We start from the raw sequence: 16,229 nt of genomic DNA, 5'->3' as shown, positions 1-16,229 counted from the left end.
TTTGGTGGTTAAAGATCGAAATCCGTCTGGGCCTGGATCGGGCCTGCCCGGCGGGTGTGATCGGGCCGTTGGCGCGCACAGGCGGCGATGGCCCCGGCCAGGGCGTCCAGGCCATCATCGTGGGATCGACCGCGCGGTCGCCATTCCCGCATCTCCCGGCCCAGGGGGCCGGCAATGACGCTGTCATGGGCGTAGAGCAGGTTGGCATGCAGCGGCCCGTCAATGCTGCCCAGGATGCGGTCAAGCTTGGCCCGCACGGACCGTTCCTCCCGCACCACCACCTTGCCCAGTCCCTGTTCCGACAGGCTGCGGCGCAGGGTTTCGGGCAGAAAGGCACCGACGCCGTTCACTTCCAGATGGATCAGACCTACGCCGGTTTCCGCCACCATGGCCACCAGTTCCCGGCACTGCGCGGCCCCCGCCGCTTCCTCCGACCCGGAGGGGACGGTCAGGTAAAGGGCGCGATGGATAAAGAACCGCCCGTCCCCGTCTTCGCCCAGCAGGACCGCGACGGAGCCATCGCCCGCCTTGCGCCGCTTCTTGTCGCGCAGGCCCAGGGCCGGGTCCCACCAGACGCGCAGGGATCGCAGGCGGTGGGGACCCAGAAGAAAGCTGGGCCGCGCCGTCTGTGGCGGTTTCAGTTCCCAGTCATAGGGGATCAGTTTGTCCGCATCCAACCGCCCATCCTCCAGCGAGACCGGCTTCAGCAGCATCTGGCTGGCAAATTTATTGACGCTGCTGCGCCGGCGGATGCGCTCAATGGCCTCCGCGGGGAAGCGTTCGGGCCAGGCGCTTTCGCCCGCATCTGTGAAGATCGGCCGTTCCAGCCGTTCATAGCCATCCAGGAAAGGGGGCTCCTCCCCCTCCTCCACGCCGGGCTTGCGGCTATAGATCGACTGAAAGGAATGCGGCGTGCCGATATAGAGCTGGGTGCCGCCCGGCGACAGGACATAGGCGATCTCCCCCAGCCTTTGGCGCAGATCCAGGCGCTTTTCCGCCGTATCGCAGGTGTTGGGTACCTCCACATCATCACAGACCACGATGTCGGCATGGCTGCCGGTGACATTGGCGGTGATGCCCTTGGCCACCATGGACGGGTCGCGCCCCACCCGGTCGCGGGAGATCGCGAATTCCTCCGCCCCCCACAGTTCGGGCTTGGCGGGTTTCATGCCCTGGCACAGCGGGTGGCGTTCCACGATGCGCTTGACCGTGCGCACCATCTTCTTGGCCAGATGCGTATCGGCGGCCAGCACCATGACGCGGCGGTTGGCATCCAGATACAGAAGCCAGGCACAGAACAGGCCGATCAGGGTGGATTTGCCGCTGTCGCGGAAGGCCAGCAACAGCAATTCCTTCGACCCCGCCCGCCAGCGGCTTTCCAGCCAACCGGCCATATCGGCATGCAGGGCAGGGGTGGTCATGCCCTGTTCGCTGTTCCAGCGGTCCAGGAAGGCGATGAAGCCCTCCCTCTCCTCCTCGGCGGTCCCCATCACGTTCGCCCGAGAATGTGCCAGGCCGCCCCGTTGGACAGCAGGGTCATGCCGTCGAACTGCGCCGCCAGGGTCTTCGGCCCGCCATCGGGGCCGCCGCTGCCATCGCCGCTGGTGATATTGACGATGTTGGCCGAGGGGTCGGTCTTCTTCACCGTCAGGCGCGTGCCGCTGTTGGAAGCCGCCGGGGCCGGCAACCGCACCTCCACCACACCGGCATAGGCGGAGACGAGGTAATGTTCGGCCCCCAGGTCGGGCTGGAACAGGCCGGCGGCCTCATGGAAATGCACCGTCGCCGGCATGCGGCTGGCCGATGTCACCCACCAGGCGGCACCGTTGGAAAACACCGTCACCTGTTCAAACTGTTTGGACAGTTTCCACACCCGTCCATCGGGGCCAGTGCCGGTGGCCGCCGTGACGCTGACCATGCCGTCCGAGGTGTCGGATTTCTTGATGGTGATGCGGCGGCCCACTGCCTGCGTCGCCGACGGGCTGGGCAGGCGCACCTCCACCGCACCGGCCCCACCGCTGACCAGATAGAGATCCTTCATCAGATCGGGTTCGAACAGGCCGGCGCTGTCGCGGAATTCGGCATTCCCCGGCTGTCCGGTGCGCGCCGTCACCCACCATCCCGCCCCGTTGGACACGACACTGAGATGGTCATACCGGCTGGACAGGATCACCGGGCGACCATCCGGTCCCGCCCCACCCAGTTCGGTGACGGTAACCGGGTTGGCGGAACTGTCGGTCTTCTTGATGGTCAGGATGCGGCCATTGGCGGTATCCGCCTTGGGCAGGCGGAATTCCACGGCCCCACCAAAGGCCGAGACCAGATGCGTGGTGGAGGAAAGGTCGGCATCGACCAGCCCGCCGCTGGCCGGCTCCACATAGTTGGTATCGACGCTGAAACCTTCGACCCGCAGGTCGGTGACATGGGTTTCCTTCAACAGGTTGCGCAGCGGGTAGCCGGCATTCACGGCGGTATAGGCGCGGTTGGAGGAGGTGTCCCAGATCGGCTGCCCGCCCGTGGCGCTGAACAGGTTAACGATGCTGGTATTCTGCGACCCGTTATCGATGCGGATGCCGGGCAGGGCGCCCAGGCTTTCGGCATAGAAATTCACGATCAGGTTCTGGTCGGTGGCAGCACCCAGCCGCAGACAGGCCTGACCGCCCGGATGCAGGTTGGCCTCGCAATCGCTGAAACTGTTGTTGAAGCGCCCGGCAGAGATGAAGAAGCCGCAGCCGCTGATGGGGGCGGACAGGGAATAGACGCGCACATCCTGAAACTTGTTGGCGTTGGGTGTGTCGCCATCGCCTTCGACGGCCAACAGCACCCCATGCGCCTGGGGCCGCGCCACGAGGACGCGGGCCACATGGTTCCAGTAACAGGGCCGGTTGGTATCATGATAGCCGTCCAGGACGATGCCGTTGATACTGTCCCAGATGGACAGATTCTCCACGATATTCTTCACACACGGCCCATCGCGGCCATAAAGCTTCACGCCCGTGGCCCCACCCACGATGCGCAGGTCGCGCAGGGTGGCGTAGCCGTCCACCATCTCCACGGCGTTGAAACCGCTGGGATATGTCGGCAGATTGACGGGATCATAGGCGGCGGCGCGGGCCTGGATGACACTCCCCTCCCCCTCCCCATACAGCGTGTGTCCATAGCCCAACACGATGGGCGCGCTGGTGCGGTAGGTGCCGGCGGGCAGGAAGACGGAGCGATGGGCCGCCAGTGCTGCCAGGATGGCGGCGGTATCATCCGTTACCCCGTCGCCGATGGCGCCGAAATCCCTGGCCGTCACGACATCGCGCAGCTTGTCCGCCACGGCTCGGGTGATGGCCCCGGCCCCGTGCGCCGCCACCGTGCCGGCGGTCGGCAGGCTTTCCAGCGGCAGCGCCATGGGATTGCCCGAAGCGTCAAAGCCCAGCGCCGCCCCGGCCCGCACGGAACGGTCGGGCAGCAGCGATGCCGCCGGCAGATCGGTGGGGGCCGCGCGCAGCATCCTTGCCTGATCGGCGGCCAGTTGCTGCACCATGGATGTGAGGCGGTTCAGCTGCTCATTCAGGCTTCTGGCGGCCAGCGGCCCGCTTTCCAGGAAATCCGCCTGCCGGTCCAGCGCCACGCGGCGTTCGATGGTGACAATGGTGCCGGTGGTCGGGGGTGCATCCATCTGCACCGCCCCGCCCGCCGGGTCCCCCAGCCCTTCCAGCGTGTATCCGCTGGTCCAGGGGGCGGCATCCAGATGCAGCGACAGGTCGGAAGGGGCGTAAATCGGGAAGGTGAAGGCAAAACGGCTGACCACCCCGTCGGCGACAAATTGCGCGACAGGGCTGGCCGCCGGGATCGGGGCGGTAGGCATGGGGACCTCATGATATGAAAGGGGGAAAGGCCGTCAGAGGCCCCGCGCCATGCGCTCCAGGCGTTGGCGTTCCTGCTGGCGCGTCAGGTCCAGGAGGTTGCGGCGTTTCAGCACCATCTCCTCCTCCGCCAGATCGGCCAGTTTCAGGGCGTCCAGGCGGGCGGCATCATCGCGGGCCTCTGCCGCCCGGCGTTCGCGGCCCAGGATCACGGCCTCGCCCGATCCGTCGGCGCTGTTGATGCCCTGCGCGCCCAGGGCGGCCCGCAGGCTGCCGGTTTCCTGACGCAGGTCCTGACGGCGACGGCGGTCGGTAATGTCGCTTTCGGCCTGGATACGTTCGGCGCTGCGGGCGTTGCGCTGTTGCAGCTCCTCCAGGTCAGCCGCCTGCCGGGCCGAAAGATCGGCGCTGTCGGCGGCCTGTTCAGCCTCCAGCAGGCGGCGTTCCTGCTTCTTGCGCTTGGATTTGGTGATGCCCAGCAGGTCCTTGGCCCGCTTCGTGTTGCCGATATAGGTGCTGGCCGCGTCCATGACGTCGCCGGCGACGCCGGTATTGCTCAACACCATCAGGGCCGGGGTGGTGATGCCGCCCATTATTCATTCACCTTCAGCTCGTGGGTTACGGACAGGAGGGTGAAGGGCAGCGGCCTTTCCTCCACAATGCGCCAGGGGGGCGCGGCGCGGCTGGTTTGCCAGCCCGTGGCCGTCAGACGGCGGTCGCCGGTGAAGGCCGGGGCGGGTTCCATGGCCAGCGCGGGGCCGGCGGCGCGCCGTAATGGCACCTCCACCGGCCCCCGCCCCAGGTCGGCGCGCAGCGCGGGCGTATCCTTCAACCGGAAGGTCACCGCCAGCAGACGCGCACGCCGTCCCTGTCCTTCTGCCGCCAACAGGTTGGGCGGCATGGGTTCAATCTCATGGGTAAAGGCCAGACCCGCCTGGACCTGCGCCGCCGGGCCGGGCAGGCGGATGCGCCCCGCCGCGACGGCGGCCACCGACACGACCGCGCCATCCGCCAGCACAGCCACATCCCGCCCGTTCAGATGGTCCAGCCCGGCCCAGCGGGCCGTGGGGCTGTCCACCGAACCGGAAAGCCCGGCATCGACATGCAGCGCGTCGTCCCAGACCTCCACCGAAACGGCCCCATCCCGGTCCACCAGCCAATAGAGATGTCGGCCCACAAGGGCCGTGGACAGGATGCGGCCCGCCGTGACCAGCCGCACCCAGGCGCGGATCTGTTCATTGCGGTATAGGGTCAGCACGGCCAGGGTCCCGTCCGACTGCACCGCCAGCAGCAGCCGGCGGCGACGGTCATATTCCATATCCACCGTGCCGGGCAGGATGGGTCGCGTGGTCAGGGTCAGGTCGGCGGCGGAATAGGATTGTTCCAGATCGGTCCACAGGAAATCGCGGATGGACCCGTCGCTGGCCGCGAACAGGGTGCCGCCGTCAATTTCCTGCGGCGGGATGCTGCGATCCGCCACGCTGCCGACACGGGTCTGCCGGTCCAGACGGATGGCGGTGGGTGTCAGGGGGACGCCCGTCACGGCCCATTCCCCGCCCGTGGTGAAGACCTGCAGATGCCGCCCGGAATAAACGGCGCGGATGGGGTTCACCTCATCCGACAGGATGGCGAATTCGATGGCGCTGTCATCCTCCCCCTCACCCAGGTCGAAATTGAACAGGTCGCCCGATTTCGACAGCCAGAGCCGATTGGGCAGGTCGCGCGACCCGCCAATGACCAACCGGTCCTGATGGAACGCCACCGACAGCGGCCAGCCGCGCTGCGGGCTGAACGCCGCCTCGTCCCAATCCGCCGTGGGATTGGTGTGGGGCAGGGTATCGGTCAGGTCGATCTCCGCCTCCGTCACCGACCGCACCGCCGCGATGCGCCCCGGCTTGCGGTGGATGCGCCAGGGTGCCCCCTCATGTTCCGGCCTGAAGACCGGGGCGGATGCGCGCAGACGGACCCGGCCTGTCAGACCCGACGGGGTCAGGGTGATGGCGGCATCGGCAAAGCGGAAGAAGGGGATGCGGGGTCGCCCCTGCTCCTGCACGAAGGCCCAGGGCTCGACCGTCCAGTGTCCGGGGCCGCGCCGGCTGATGCGCCGTGGTTCCACATCGGGATGGCAGACCAGCAGCACATCACCACTTTGTGCCCAGGTCAGATTGGCAAGCTGTTCCAGGGTCCAGGGCGTAGGAAGCGTGGCCTGCAGCGCATCATCACCGAACACGGACAGCAACCGGTCAGTCAGAACCAGCAGATGGGTCTGCTCACTGCTGAAGGTGAAGGGGATCAGGCGGCCCGGCCCCGGCACGGTGGCGATGAAACCCGTGCCGGGCCGGCGGGTGATACCGCCTGTGGGTTCGATCAGGACGTTGGTCAGGGTCAACGCCCCGTTTTCAAAGGCGGCAAGGTCACCCCGGCCCAGCAGGTCGGGACTGACGCAGCCACCGGTGAAGCTGGTCTTCACAGCTTTCAGGCGGGTCATGACAGGCGGGCCTCAATCAGGGTGAAATCCTCAAAACCTTCCTGGCTGTCCTGCGACACATCCGTCAGGCGGGCGCGGCGGAACTCGGCCTCTGCCAGTTTCTGCAAGACCTCGGCGCGCGTGGTATTCTCCGTCAGCGGCACACAGTATTCCGCCGCCAGTCGGGCGATCAGGGCCGCATCGAAGAAGGCAGGAAACCCGCCCTCCGCGACGCGGGCCACATAGGTCAGGGTGACGCTGTCGGCATCGGCCAGCAGATCCTTGCCCTGGATACGGTAGGACAGGCCCCGCCCCCGCCCGCCGCTTCCCAAGGACAAGGCCCGCAGAAAATCATCCGGCAAGGCGAAGCCATGGGCGAAATCGGCGGGCGGCGGGTCGGCCCGGCGGACCAGCAGGGCCTGTTTTGTGGCAAAGCTCCAGCCATGAGCGACCAGCAGGGCATCACGGGTAGGGGCATACAGGGCGGCGGCCAGTTCCGCTTCGGCGGTGCCATCCTGAAACGACGTGATCGGGTTCGCCCCGATCTTCAACAAGGCACGGGCGCACAGCCCGACAGCGGAATAGGCCATGGGGGTCTCCATTGTACTGACCGCTTTCCGCCTCTTTCCCGTCATCCCGGCGTAAGCCGGGACCCAGGGGCCACAGGAATAACGGTCCACGCAGCGTAGCTGTACGCCGCCGAAAGGTCGGGCTCTTGGCCCCTGGGTCCCGGCTTACGCCGGGATGACGAAGAAGGAAGCGGGCCGACGGATCAATCCGTATCCGTGGCCCCCACCTGGGTCAGGTCAGCGGTATCGACCACGCCGCCGCTGTTGGCATTGACCAGCAGGATGCCGGCTACCGGGGTGGTACCGACGCCGGTATTGGCCAGGACCATATCGCCCAGGCGCAGCATGTGGCTGGCCGGATTGAAATAGCCGGCGACGCGCACAGCGGTATGGGCGTCGGGCGTGGTGTAATGCCAGAGCGTGAAGCCATTGGCATAGGCAAGGACCGAGAGGTCGCGGGGCTGAAAAGCCATGGCGCTTACTCCTTGCAGCGCAGGGTGACGACGCCGGTGGCGTCGATCAGAGCGGCCCCCTGCGACATCATGTTGTTGACGAAATGCGCGGCGCGGTCACCGTGCCAGGTGATGTCGCTGGTCACATCGGCCCCGCTGGCATGGCCCACGGCGGTCTTGTGGTACCAGTGGCAGAGGCGGACATTGCCGGCCCCCAGCGTCAGGCCCGAATGCGGCATCCACAGCGTGCCCAGCCAGCGCTTGGCCTGGGTGCCCCGCCAGGGCAGCTCGCCATCGCCGACATAGTCGGAATTGGCGAACTCATCGATGCCCAGCAGCTGGCTCCACTGTTTCCAGCCGACCACGGCATAACGCTGGCCATCATCGGGCACATCGGCACCGCCCAGCATTTCGAACGCCGCCAGGACCTTGTCCTTGGTCAGGCCGTCCGTGTCGGCACCGGCATAATGGGTGCCCGCATCCAGACGGGCGATGATCAGCTCATCCGTCTTGCGGCCCAGCGCATAGGCGCCGGCATTGGCGATGACGCTGCGTTCATCGATATTGGTCTTCAGCTCATCCAGCTTGTCGACCCAGTCGCCGGCATAGTAATCTGCCAGGGTGCATTCCACGGTGCCATGGTCCAGGTTCATCACCGGGACATTGCCATGGCGCGACTTGGTGCTGGCCACACCCTTGCCGACCTTCTGAAAGACGGTGCTGGCGCCCTTCACATTGTTCTTGGAGCGCACGGTGGCACGCAGCTTGGAACCCAGGCGCTGATAAGCCTCATGCACCTCGCGTTCATACTGCTTCACGAACGATTTCTCGATGTCGGTGGACATCCTGGGACCTCATTCCTGTCATGATGGCAGCCGTCGCGGTTGCCGGAACGAAGGTCCGGCCGCATGTCGGGCAGCGATGGGGGGGGTGACCTGAAGAAGACACGGACCCCGCGCCGACCCTTGCAGAACAGGGGTTACCGACAGCGGGGCCCGTGGTCAGGCCATGGGAGGGGGACGATGCGCCATGCCCGCCATCCGACGGATCGGTCAGGACAGAATTCGGGCATTGGCAAGAACAGATATAGGATATAAATCCTGTACATGTCAATATAAATTCAGCGCCGAAGCGAGTACTGTAATTTCATATAATAGTATTCACGACGCACGGCAGTTCTTGAAGCTGCTCGTCAACGTCTGACCAGATGGCATTGTGACCGTTCGCGGAAGCCGCCTTGGCATCCAATCTGGCTATGCAGTCAATCATCCGTCAAGACAGCCAAATAGACTGATTGATGCAAAAAATGAAAACCAGAAGATGGGTAAATTATTTGTCTGTTATTTTTATTTCAAATATTTCTATTGTTTCGCGTAATTACGATTTGATTTTCTTATGCTACTTAGAACCAAGGATCCGCCCCACGATATTTCCGACTGCTATGGATGATATCGCGTCGAGTTTCCAACAGATTTCGCAGATCGAGATTTCGTCAGCCGGAGAATGATTTTGATCCCGACCACGGCCCCCACGCCTGACCGTATCCTGCAAATCGGTACCGGATTCCTGGCATCCAAACTGGTGCTGAGCGCGGTGGAGCTGGGATTATTCACGCTTTTGGCGAAGGGACCGGCCACCGGCCAGACGGTGGAGCAGGCGTTGAGCCTGCATCCACGGGCCACTTTTGATTTCCTGGATGCGCTGCTGGCGCTTGGACTGTTGGACCGCGATGGCGACGGCCCCCAGGCGCTCTATCGCAATACGGCGGAGACGGCAATTTTCCTGGACCGGGAGAAGCCATCCTATATCGGTGGCATTCTGGAGATGGCTAATGCCCGCCTCTATCGTTTCTGGGGAGATTTGACGCCCGCCCTGCGGACCGGGCAGCCGCAGAATGAGATCAAGCATAATGGCCGTCCCCTGTTCGAAGAGCTTTACGCCGACCCTACGCGTCTTGAACAGTTCATGGATGCGATGTCTGGAATCTCGCTTGGCAATTTCGTGGCCTTTGCCGACAGTTTCGACTTTTCCCGGTATAGCAGCCTGACGGATATCGGCGGAGCCACCGGACAACTTGCCAGTCTGGTGGCCGCACGGCACCCGCATATGGTCTGCGCCAGCTATGACCTGCCGGTCGTGCGCCCCATCGCCGCCCAGCGTGTGGCGCAGCGTGGCCTCACAGAGCGCGTGACGCTGGGGGATATCGACTTCTTTACGGATGAATTCCCCAAGGCCGACATCATCACCATGGGCATGATTCTCCATGACTGGAACCTGGCCAATAAGAAGATGTTGATCGCCAAGGCTTTTCGGGCATTGCCGCCCGGCGGTGCGCTGGTCGCGATCGAGAACATCATCGACGACGCCCGCCGCCAAAATGCGTTCGGCCTGCTGATGTCGCTCAACATGCTGATCGAATTCGGCGATGCGTTTGACTTTACCGGTGCCGATTATCGCGGCTGGTGCCTGGAGGCTGGGTTCAGCCGGGTGGAGATACTGCCTCTGGGTGGGCCGGCCAGCGCCGCAATCGCCTATAAGTAACCTTTGCGCAGACCTGGGGATCAGGCCATACCGGCCAGACGCCCCGGAGCCGGGTGCAGGCGGATCAACCGTTCCGGTTCCGACGCGAACCAGACATGACTGCCCCAGGCCAGGGACGGCAGGGCCTTTTTCACCTCTGCCTTGTCGCGGTCCAGAAAGGCCGTGACGCAGGCTACGCGAGAGGGATCGAACCCGCCCTCGGCGGCGATTTCCAGAAAGGCCCTGGCCCGCTGTTCGGTGACGGGGCCGTCGGTTGCCACCACCTCCACAAAGACCAGCATCAGGTCGGACCCGTCGCTTTGCCGTCCCCGGTCCAGCAGGATGAGGTCGGGCAGGGTGCGGTCCGGCGTGATGCGCAGGCGCAGCCGCTTGATCCAGCCCTCATCCCGCGCCGCCACCTTGGCCGCACTTTCCGACAGCCACAGCACCACGGGATCGGTCAGGAAGCGGGGGGCAAACTGTTCCACAACGGCCTGGGCGATACGGCTGCTGGGACCCGGCGCCAGCAGCCGCGTCTCCCCATTAGGAAAGCGGACCAGGATGTCGGCCCCGTCACGGTCTGTCGACCCGCGCAAACTGACGATGCGGGCCAGGGCCATCGGGTTCAGGGTCGCATCGGCCCAGACCTTGGCCGCCGCCACCAGCGCCTCCCCCTGCAAACCGGGATCGAACAGAGCGGCGAACGCGGCGGCCAGGGCATAGCGCGGCTTGGATGATGTCGTGGGCACGCCCGGTCGTTCGATGACGGCACCATTGGGGATCAAGCCCTGACGAATCACCTCATCCCGCACCTGTTCGCGGCTGTTATCCTGATACCAGCGTTCGCCCGTGGCGCGGGGGGCCTTGGCATAATCGGCGCGGGACAGGGCATCGGCATTGAACAGCATGCGCGTATCGCCCAAGCGGACCACATGCACCGGGTTCAGCCAGATATCCGCCCCCTCCACCGCACCGATATACAGAAAGGCGGCGACGGTGGCCGCCGCCGCGTCGCGCACGCATTTATCCCGCTCCGGCGTACCTTCCGGGAAAATCAGGCGCAGGCGGCGGGCCACCTCCGCCCGCTCCAGCAACGGCGGCAGGGGATGCATCAGGAAATCCCGTAGAGACGGTCGGCGGCCTGATCCAGCCGGTCACGCGACGCCCCGGCAGCCACCAACGCTGTCAGTTCTTTCAGTGCCGCCGGATGCGGCAGGGGCATGGCCTCCAGCTCGTAGGCGGAAACAGCGACAGAGCCGGAGATGCAGCGGAAGGCGCGGTCGGCGGCGCGGCTGTTCAGGAAGGCGGCCAGGACGGCGGGCGGCACGATGGGCGGGGTGTCATCCACGGGCAGCAGCATGTTCAGATGGTTTTCCACCGTCACGCCGCGCGGATGTCGGGCCAGGAAGGCCAGGGGCATTTCGGCGGCGATCAGGCGGCGGGCCTGTTCCTTGGCTGTTGTCCGCTGCAACAACACGCAGGGCCGGCGGGTCAGCAGCCAGTCATCGCCCTTCAGGGCCGGGTGGAACCAGGGCTTGTGATTGGCCTTCTCACAGCGATAGGTGAAACGGCCATCGGGCGTCACCGATTCGGCCCAGACAAGGGGCACCGCCCCCTTGCCCGGCTTGTCGGCGATCTGCGGCTTGTACCGGTTCCAGACCAGAGGGCCGGTGGCGACACGGTAGCCCCAGTCGCGCAGCCGGCTATCCAGGCTGCGCAGCCGTGTCGCCAATCCCGTCTCGCTGGCGTGCCGGGGCAGTATCCAGGGGGCGGTCGGTTCATCGGGCAGGGTGAAGGAACCCGACGGCAGGATGGTCAGGCCATCGCCCCCGTTGGCAGCCCGGATCATATTGACCAGGGCGCGGTCGGGCCGCTTTTTCCTCGGCCCCATCCGGCGGTATGTCGCCAGCACCGTCTCCTGCAACACATTGTCGAACACGCCCTTGCGTTCATCGACAAAATCCAGCGACAGGGGCGGGGCCAGATCGGACAGGGTGCGGCGCAGATGCTTGAAATAATCCCCGGCCAGGAAGGAGGACGGGGTGAGGAAGGCGATGAGCCCGCCCGGCACGGTCCAACGTACCGCCTGATCCATGAACAGGGCATAGAGATTGGCATGGCCATAAAGGCTGCGCGCGAACCGCGCCCGCATATCGGGGGCCAGGGTCAGCCGGCCATAGGGTGGGTTGCCGATCACCAGATCAAACTCTGCCGCCGCCGAGATGGACAGGGCATCGGCATGCCGGCAGGGGGACAGGCGCTTGCCCCCGGCCCGGATCAGGGGGGCCAAGGCCGCCTCCACCATCACACCCGATATCCAGGCGGCAACAGGGTCCAGTTCCAGCCCGCGCAGGCGGTTGGCAATGGAACGCAGGGCCAGTGCCGGCTCCACGCCCTTCATTGCCTTGGCCATGCGCAGGGCGGCGGGCACCAGAAAGGCACCGCAGCCGGCGGCGGGGTCCAGGACGCGGGCGTCGGCCCAATCAACCTTGCCGCCATCGGCCAGATCAACAAGGCGGGCGGCCAGGGCGGGTGGCGTGTAATAGACGCCATGGCGGGCCCGTTCATCGGACGGCATCAAGCCGGCATGCAGGGCACCGATCCGGTCCGCCACCGCGGCCACGGGCAAGGGTGCCAAGCTTTCGCCATAGGCACGGGCAGCCGCGGCAACCTCCGTCCCCAGGCTGGGCTGGGTCTTGGTGATGGGTGGCGGGGCAAGGTCCAACCCTGTCTCCAACGCCTGCCACCAGCCGCGCACCACCAGTTGCACCAGCGCCGCCTCCTGCCGCCGCTGCTGCGCCGACAGCGACGCCAGGGCAGCCAACAGCAACGCCCCCGGTTCGGGGGCGTCGGTGGGGGCCGGCTTCATCGCGGCGGGCGGGTTCGGGCGGTGGGACAAAGGGGTGACAGGCGCTGGCTTGGTTCTTGATGTTCCATGATCGTTCAGGGTCCGGACGGACGCAAGCGCGATCCCGTCAGGACGGCCCGTTCGCCGGCCTGCCCACGGTCAGCCACAGGGATGAATCCGAGAGCGGCGTGGCCAGCGGCAGGTTGGGGTTGCGCAGGCGGATGATGGTGGCCTCATTGAACCGTTCCAGCGGGAAGGCCCCGCGCGTGGAAGGATGGGTGGACAGCATGCGCTTCAGCTCGCCATTGGCCAGCATTATGCGCAACCCTTCCTCCAGCCGGCGGGCCAGATTGTCCATGCCCGGCGCCACATAGAAATAGACCGGCATAGGATAGGCGATGATCAGCCTGTCAAAGACCATCAGGTCCGACCCGCCATAGGTCTCGTACTCCTCCGCCACCTCAGCCAGACCGCGTGCGAAATAGTCACAGCGACCGGCCCGCAGCATGGAATAAAGCTGATCGAAATGGACATTGGTGATCTGGGGTAGGCCACTGGCCGCCAGCACATCAAAATCAGGCCATTGCGCGCCCTGGCAGGCCGTGAAGCGCTTCAGGTCTTCCACCCCGCGCACGGCGGCAAAGGCGGCAGCGTCACTGGCCCGGATAACGGGCACGCGCTGCCCGATCAGGCCCATATCGATGGGGATGCGGATGGGGTAGCCCTGCTTTTCCCGCTCGATATTGGTGCCGGTCCAAGTGACGTCGATGCGCCCGGCCTTCAGTTCGGCCAGAAGCCGGCCCTGGCTGAACTTCTCCCGCACCCGCTCAATCTGGACGGGGCCGTATCGCGGTGTCGTCTCCTCGATCAGGCGGCGGAACAGGTCATGGAAATAATCAACCCGCGTCTCCTCCCCCTGCGACTGCCAGTCGGAAACGCGGACGATGGTGGGTTCGGCACAGAGGGCGGGCGCGGCCATGAAAAAGGCCGCCAGCAGCACTGCCACCCAACGGCCCCTGCGTCCCCCCATCATGCGCTCTCCCGGCATCCGCCCCCGTCGCGATTCCTTCAGGGAAACATCCGGGGATGGGGATGGCAAGGGGGCATGCTAGAGGGATTACGCTTGTCACCCCTCCAGCATGCGGCGCAGCAGCTCGACATCTTCGGCGAAAGCCGGGTCGGTGCCGCACAGTTCGTCCACCTTGCGGACGGCATGCATGACGGTGGTGTGGTCACGGTCACCGAATTTGCGGCCGATTTCCGGCAGGGACCGCTGGGTCAGTTGCTTGGCCAGATACATGGCCACCTGACGCGGGCGGGCGACAGCGCGGGCGCGGCGTGCGCTGCTCATGTCGGCCAGACGGATGTTGAAATGCTCCGCGACCTTCTTCTGGATCTCTTCGATGGTCACGCGGCGGTTGCTGGCCCGCAGCAGGTCGTGCAGCACGTCCTGCGCCGATTCGAGCGTGATGGCCCGGCCCACCAGTTCAGCATGGGCGACGATGCGGTTCAGCGCCCCTTCCAGCTCACGCACATTGCTGGTGATCTTGTGGGCCAGGAATTCCAGGACCTTGGGCGGCACCTTGGCGCCGATACGGTCGGCCTTCTGGCCCAGGATGCCCAGACGCAGCTCATAGGTCGTTGGGTGGATATCGGCCACGAGACCCCAGCCCAGACGCGAGCGCAGCCGTTCCTCCATGCCTTCCAGGTCCGACGGGCTTTTATCGGCACTGATGATGACCTGACGGTTCTGGTCCACCAGGGCATTGAAGGTGTGGAAGAATTCTTCCTGGGTGCTGTCCTTGCCGCTGATGAACTGCACATCATCAATCATCAGGACGTCAACCGACCGGAACTGCTCCTTGAAGGCCATCGTGTCCTTGAAGCGCAGCGCCCGGATGAACTGGTACATAAACTTTTCGGCCGACAGATAGATGACGCGGCGCGAGGGGTCCTTCTTGCGGATGGCCCAGGCGATGGCATGCATCAGATGCGTTTTACCCAGACCCACGCCACCATAAAGGAACAGCGGGTTGAAGGGCACGGCCTGCGCATCGGCCACGCGGCGGGCGGCGGCAAAGGCCAGCTCGTTCGGCTTGCCCACCACAAAATTCTCAAACGTGAAGCGCGGGTCCAGCGGGGCCGACATCTCGTCGGTGCGGTCCTCGACCACCACCAGCGCCGGGCTGGGCTCAATCACCAGTTCAGTGACCGGTTCCGGCTTGGCGGCGGCGGGAATGGCGGACGGCGCGTCATTGGCGGGAGTAGCCGTCATCTCCGGCTTGGCAGCGCTGGCCACCACGATCTCCACCGACTGAACGCCCGGATTCTCACCGGAGAACAGGGCGCGGATACGGTCGGCATAATGGGTGCGAATCCAGTCGCGCATGAAGCGGGTCGGCACCAGGATGCGCAGTTGCCCACCATCCAGCGAGCCGACGGTCAGCGGCTTCAGCCACGAACGATAGGCGGTCTCCCCCACCTCGTCCTTCAAGCGGCCCCGCACCCGCGCCCACTGTTGATCCAGCGAACCCTGCACTGACATTCGACCGTTGCTCCCCGCCCCAAGGCTCAACTTCACAGCAGCGCGCCCGCCATCGCAGCGCGCGTCATCCGCAACCAGGATTGAAACGTCCAGGGTGGCAAAAGCAACCCCTGCGCAGACACCATGTCCTGCGATCACCCGGCCCATCATCAACGCCCCGGCGCTATGATCAGCCTCACCTTTGTCATCAGAGCCAATGTCGCCATTGGCACCGCCCCACCCGGTACCCGCCCCGCCCCACCCTTCTTCGGTTCACCCTTATTGTGGGTAATGAAGATGGTTGCGGAAACACAAAACCGTAACAACGGGCGTTCCCTTGCGGAATACCCCCTTCGTACAGGTCTTGTTTTTCAAGAAATGGCAGGCGATCGTCGGGGTCGGGACTTGGGATGTAATGCACATCCATTATCCGCACGCCACTTTGGATTACAATCCAAAGACGTCATACACCCGTCTACATCGCTTCCATTGCACCGCCGATTGGCGGCTGAAGGATGCTAGAGGGGCGGCGGAAGAGTCGCAACGGGACCGAAAAGGGAACGCCAAAAAAAGCAAAAATCGTTCGCCACGGATTCAACAATCCCAAGCCGCAACCCTTTGAAAAGGATGTGGGGTGAGAAATGAACCCGGTTCTATGCCGACAAAGAAAACCGCGCGGGCGTTGGGCACCGCGCGGGTTTTCCTTACGGCAAGCCAGAGATCAGGCCAGAGCCTTGATACGGCTGGACAGGCGCGACAGCTTGCGCGAGACGGTGTTGGCGTGCAGAACGCCCTTGCTCACACCGCGCATCAGCTCGGGCTGGGCTTCCTTGAAAGCCTCGCCAGCGGCGGCCTTGTTACCGGAAGAAATAGCGGTCTCGACCTTCTTCAGGAAGGTGCGGATGCGGCTGACGCGGGCGCGGTTGACCTCAGTCCGGGTGGCGGTCTGACGGATGCGCTTCTCAGCGGACTTATGATTGGCCATAGGAAACCTT

At 64.9% G+C, this 16,229-nt stretch carries 13 protein-coding genes; 1 reads left to right on the top strand and 12 read right to left on the bottom strand.

Annotation, left to right across the window (positions count from 1 at the left end; all coding sequences use genetic code 11):
• Positions 1–8: 8 nt before the first annotated feature.
• The 7 genes from terL to ABC729_RS15515 all read right to left on the bottom strand — a co-directional run bounded on the left by terL (position 9) and on the right by ABC729_RS15515 (position 8,187).
• Positions 9–1,490, bottom strand: coding sequence for a phage terminase large subunit (gene terL / locus ABC729_RS15545; RefSeq protein WP_495608449.1), 1,482 nt, complete (start codon positions 1,488–1,490; stop codon positions 9–11).
• Positions 1,490–3,856: a glycosyl hydrolase family 28-related protein gene (locus ABC729_RS15540; RefSeq protein ID WP_495608448.1), complete on the bottom strand. Its 2,367-nt coding sequence runs from the start codon at positions 3,854–3,856 to the stop codon at positions 1,490–1,492. Before ABC729_RS15540 ends, terL begins: the two co-directional genes overlap by 1 nt.
• A gap of 33 nt (positions 3,857–3,889) precedes the next feature.
• The gene (locus ABC729_RS15535) at positions 3,890–4,447 is read right to left on the bottom strand and encodes a hypothetical protein (RefSeq protein WP_495608447.1); all 558 of its coding nucleotides are present in this window, start codon (positions 4,445–4,447) and stop codon (positions 3,890–3,892) included.
• Entirely contained in the window at positions 4,447–6,342 is a 1,896-nt protein-coding gene (locus tag ABC729_RS15530) for a phage tail protein (protein WP_495608446.1), read from the bottom strand. Before ABC729_RS15530 ends, ABC729_RS15535 begins: the two co-directional genes overlap by 1 nt.
• Complete coding sequence (locus tag ABC729_RS15525; protein ID WP_495608445.1) at positions 6,339–6,911, bottom strand: phage connector family protein; 573 nt, start codon at positions 6,909–6,911, stop codon at positions 6,339–6,341. Before ABC729_RS15525 ends, ABC729_RS15530 begins: the two co-directional genes overlap by 4 nt.
• Before the next feature lie 182 nt (positions 6,912–7,093).
• Entirely contained in the window at positions 7,094–7,363 is a 270-nt protein-coding gene (locus ABC729_RS15520; RefSeq protein ID WP_495608444.1) for a hypothetical protein, read from the bottom strand.
• A 5-nt stretch (positions 7,364–7,368) separates the two neighbouring features.
• Positions 7,369–8,187: a phage capsid protein gene (locus ABC729_RS15515; protein ID WP_495608443.1), complete on the bottom strand. Its 819-nt coding sequence runs from the start codon at positions 8,185–8,187 to the stop codon at positions 7,369–7,371.
• Between the two features lie 664 nt (positions 8,188–8,851).
• Between ABC729_RS15515 and ABC729_RS15510 the strand changes: the two genes are divergently transcribed.
• A complete protein-coding gene (locus ABC729_RS15510; protein ID WP_495608442.1) occupies positions 8,852–9,883 on the top strand; it encodes a methyltransferase in 1,032 nt (343 codons plus the stop codon).
• Positions 9,884–9,903: 20 nt separating this feature from the next.
• Here ABC729_RS15510 and ABC729_RS15505 read toward each other — a convergent pair whose 3' ends face one another.
• From ABC729_RS15505 to rpsT, 5 genes are all read right to left on the bottom strand, one after another.
• Positions 9,904–10,974 (bottom strand): BsuBI/PstI family type II restriction endonuclease, encoded by a 1,071-nt coding sequence (locus ABC729_RS15505; RefSeq protein ID WP_495608441.1) that lies wholly within the window; start codon positions 10,972–10,974, stop codon positions 9,904–9,906.
• Positions 10,974–12,761, bottom strand: coding sequence for an HsdM family class I SAM-dependent methyltransferase (locus ABC729_RS15500; protein ID WP_495608440.1), 1,788 nt, complete (start codon positions 12,759–12,761; stop codon positions 10,974–10,976). Before ABC729_RS15500 ends, ABC729_RS15505 begins: the two co-directional genes overlap by 1 nt.
• Positions 12,762–12,837: 76 nt before the next feature.
• On the bottom strand, positions 12,838–13,743 hold the full coding sequence (locus ABC729_RS15495) for a substrate-binding periplasmic protein (RefSeq protein ID WP_495608439.1): 906 nt from the start codon (positions 13,741–13,743) through the stop codon (positions 12,838–12,840).
• Between the two features lie 93 nt (positions 13,744–13,836).
• Positions 13,837–15,255, bottom strand: coding sequence for a chromosomal replication initiator protein DnaA (dnaA, locus tag ABC729_RS15490; RefSeq protein WP_495608438.1), 1,419 nt, complete (start codon positions 15,253–15,255; stop codon positions 13,837–13,839).
• A gap of 700 nt (positions 15,256–15,955) precedes the next feature.
• The gene (gene rpsT / locus ABC729_RS15485) at positions 15,956–16,219 is read right to left on the bottom strand and encodes a 30S ribosomal protein S20 (RefSeq protein WP_102112370.1); all 264 of its coding nucleotides are present in this window, start codon (positions 16,217–16,219) and stop codon (positions 15,956–15,958) included.
• Between the last annotated feature and the right edge of the window lie 10 nt (positions 16,220–16,229).

This window comes from Niveispirillum sp. CC-CTL257 (assembly GCF_059489915.1).
This window is presented reverse-complemented; position numbering and strand designations above follow the sequence as displayed.

Bases quoted from the DNA above. Each gene is read 5' to 3' on its own strand.
- ABC729_RS15525 (WP_495608445.1), bottom strand. From the start codon at position 6,911: ATGGCCTATTCCGCTGTCGGGCTGTGCGCCCGTGCCTTGTTGAAGATC.
- dnaA (WP_495608438.1), bottom strand. From the start codon at position 15,255: ATGTCAGTGCAGGGTTCGCTGGATCAACAGTGGGCGCGGGTGCGGGGC.
- ABC729_RS15530 (WP_495608446.1), bottom strand. From the start codon at position 6,342: ATGACCCGCCTGAAAGCTGTGAAGACCAGCTTCACCGGTGGCTGCGTC.
- ABC729_RS15505 (WP_495608441.1), bottom strand. From the start codon at position 10,974: ATGCATCCCCTGCCGCCGTTGCTGGAGCGGGCGGAGGTGGCCCGCCGC.
- ABC729_RS15495 (WP_495608439.1), bottom strand. From the start codon at position 13,743: ATGATGGGGGGACGCAGGGGCCGTTGGGTGGCAGTGCTGCTGGCGGCC.
- terL (WP_495608449.1), bottom strand. From the start codon at position 1,490: ATGGGGACCGCCGAGGAGGAGAGGGAGGGCTTCATCGCCTTCCTGGAC.
- rpsT (WP_102112370.1), bottom strand. From the start codon at position 16,219: ATGGCCAATCATAAGTCCGCTGAGAAGCGCATCCGTCAGACCGCCACC.
- ABC729_RS15520 (WP_495608444.1), bottom strand. From the start codon at position 7,363: ATGGCTTTTCAGCCCCGCGACCTCTCGGTCCTTGCCTATGCCAATGGC.
- ABC729_RS15540 (WP_495608448.1), bottom strand. From the start codon at position 3,856: ATGCCTACCGCCCCGATCCCGGCGGCCAGCCCTGTCGCGCAATTTGTC.
- ABC729_RS15515 (WP_495608443.1), bottom strand. From the start codon at position 8,187: ATGTCCACCGACATCGAGAAATCGTTCGTGAAGCAGTATGAACGCGAG.
- ABC729_RS15535 (WP_495608447.1), bottom strand. From the start codon at position 4,447: ATGGGCGGCATCACCACCCCGGCCCTGATGGTGTTGAGCAATACCGGC.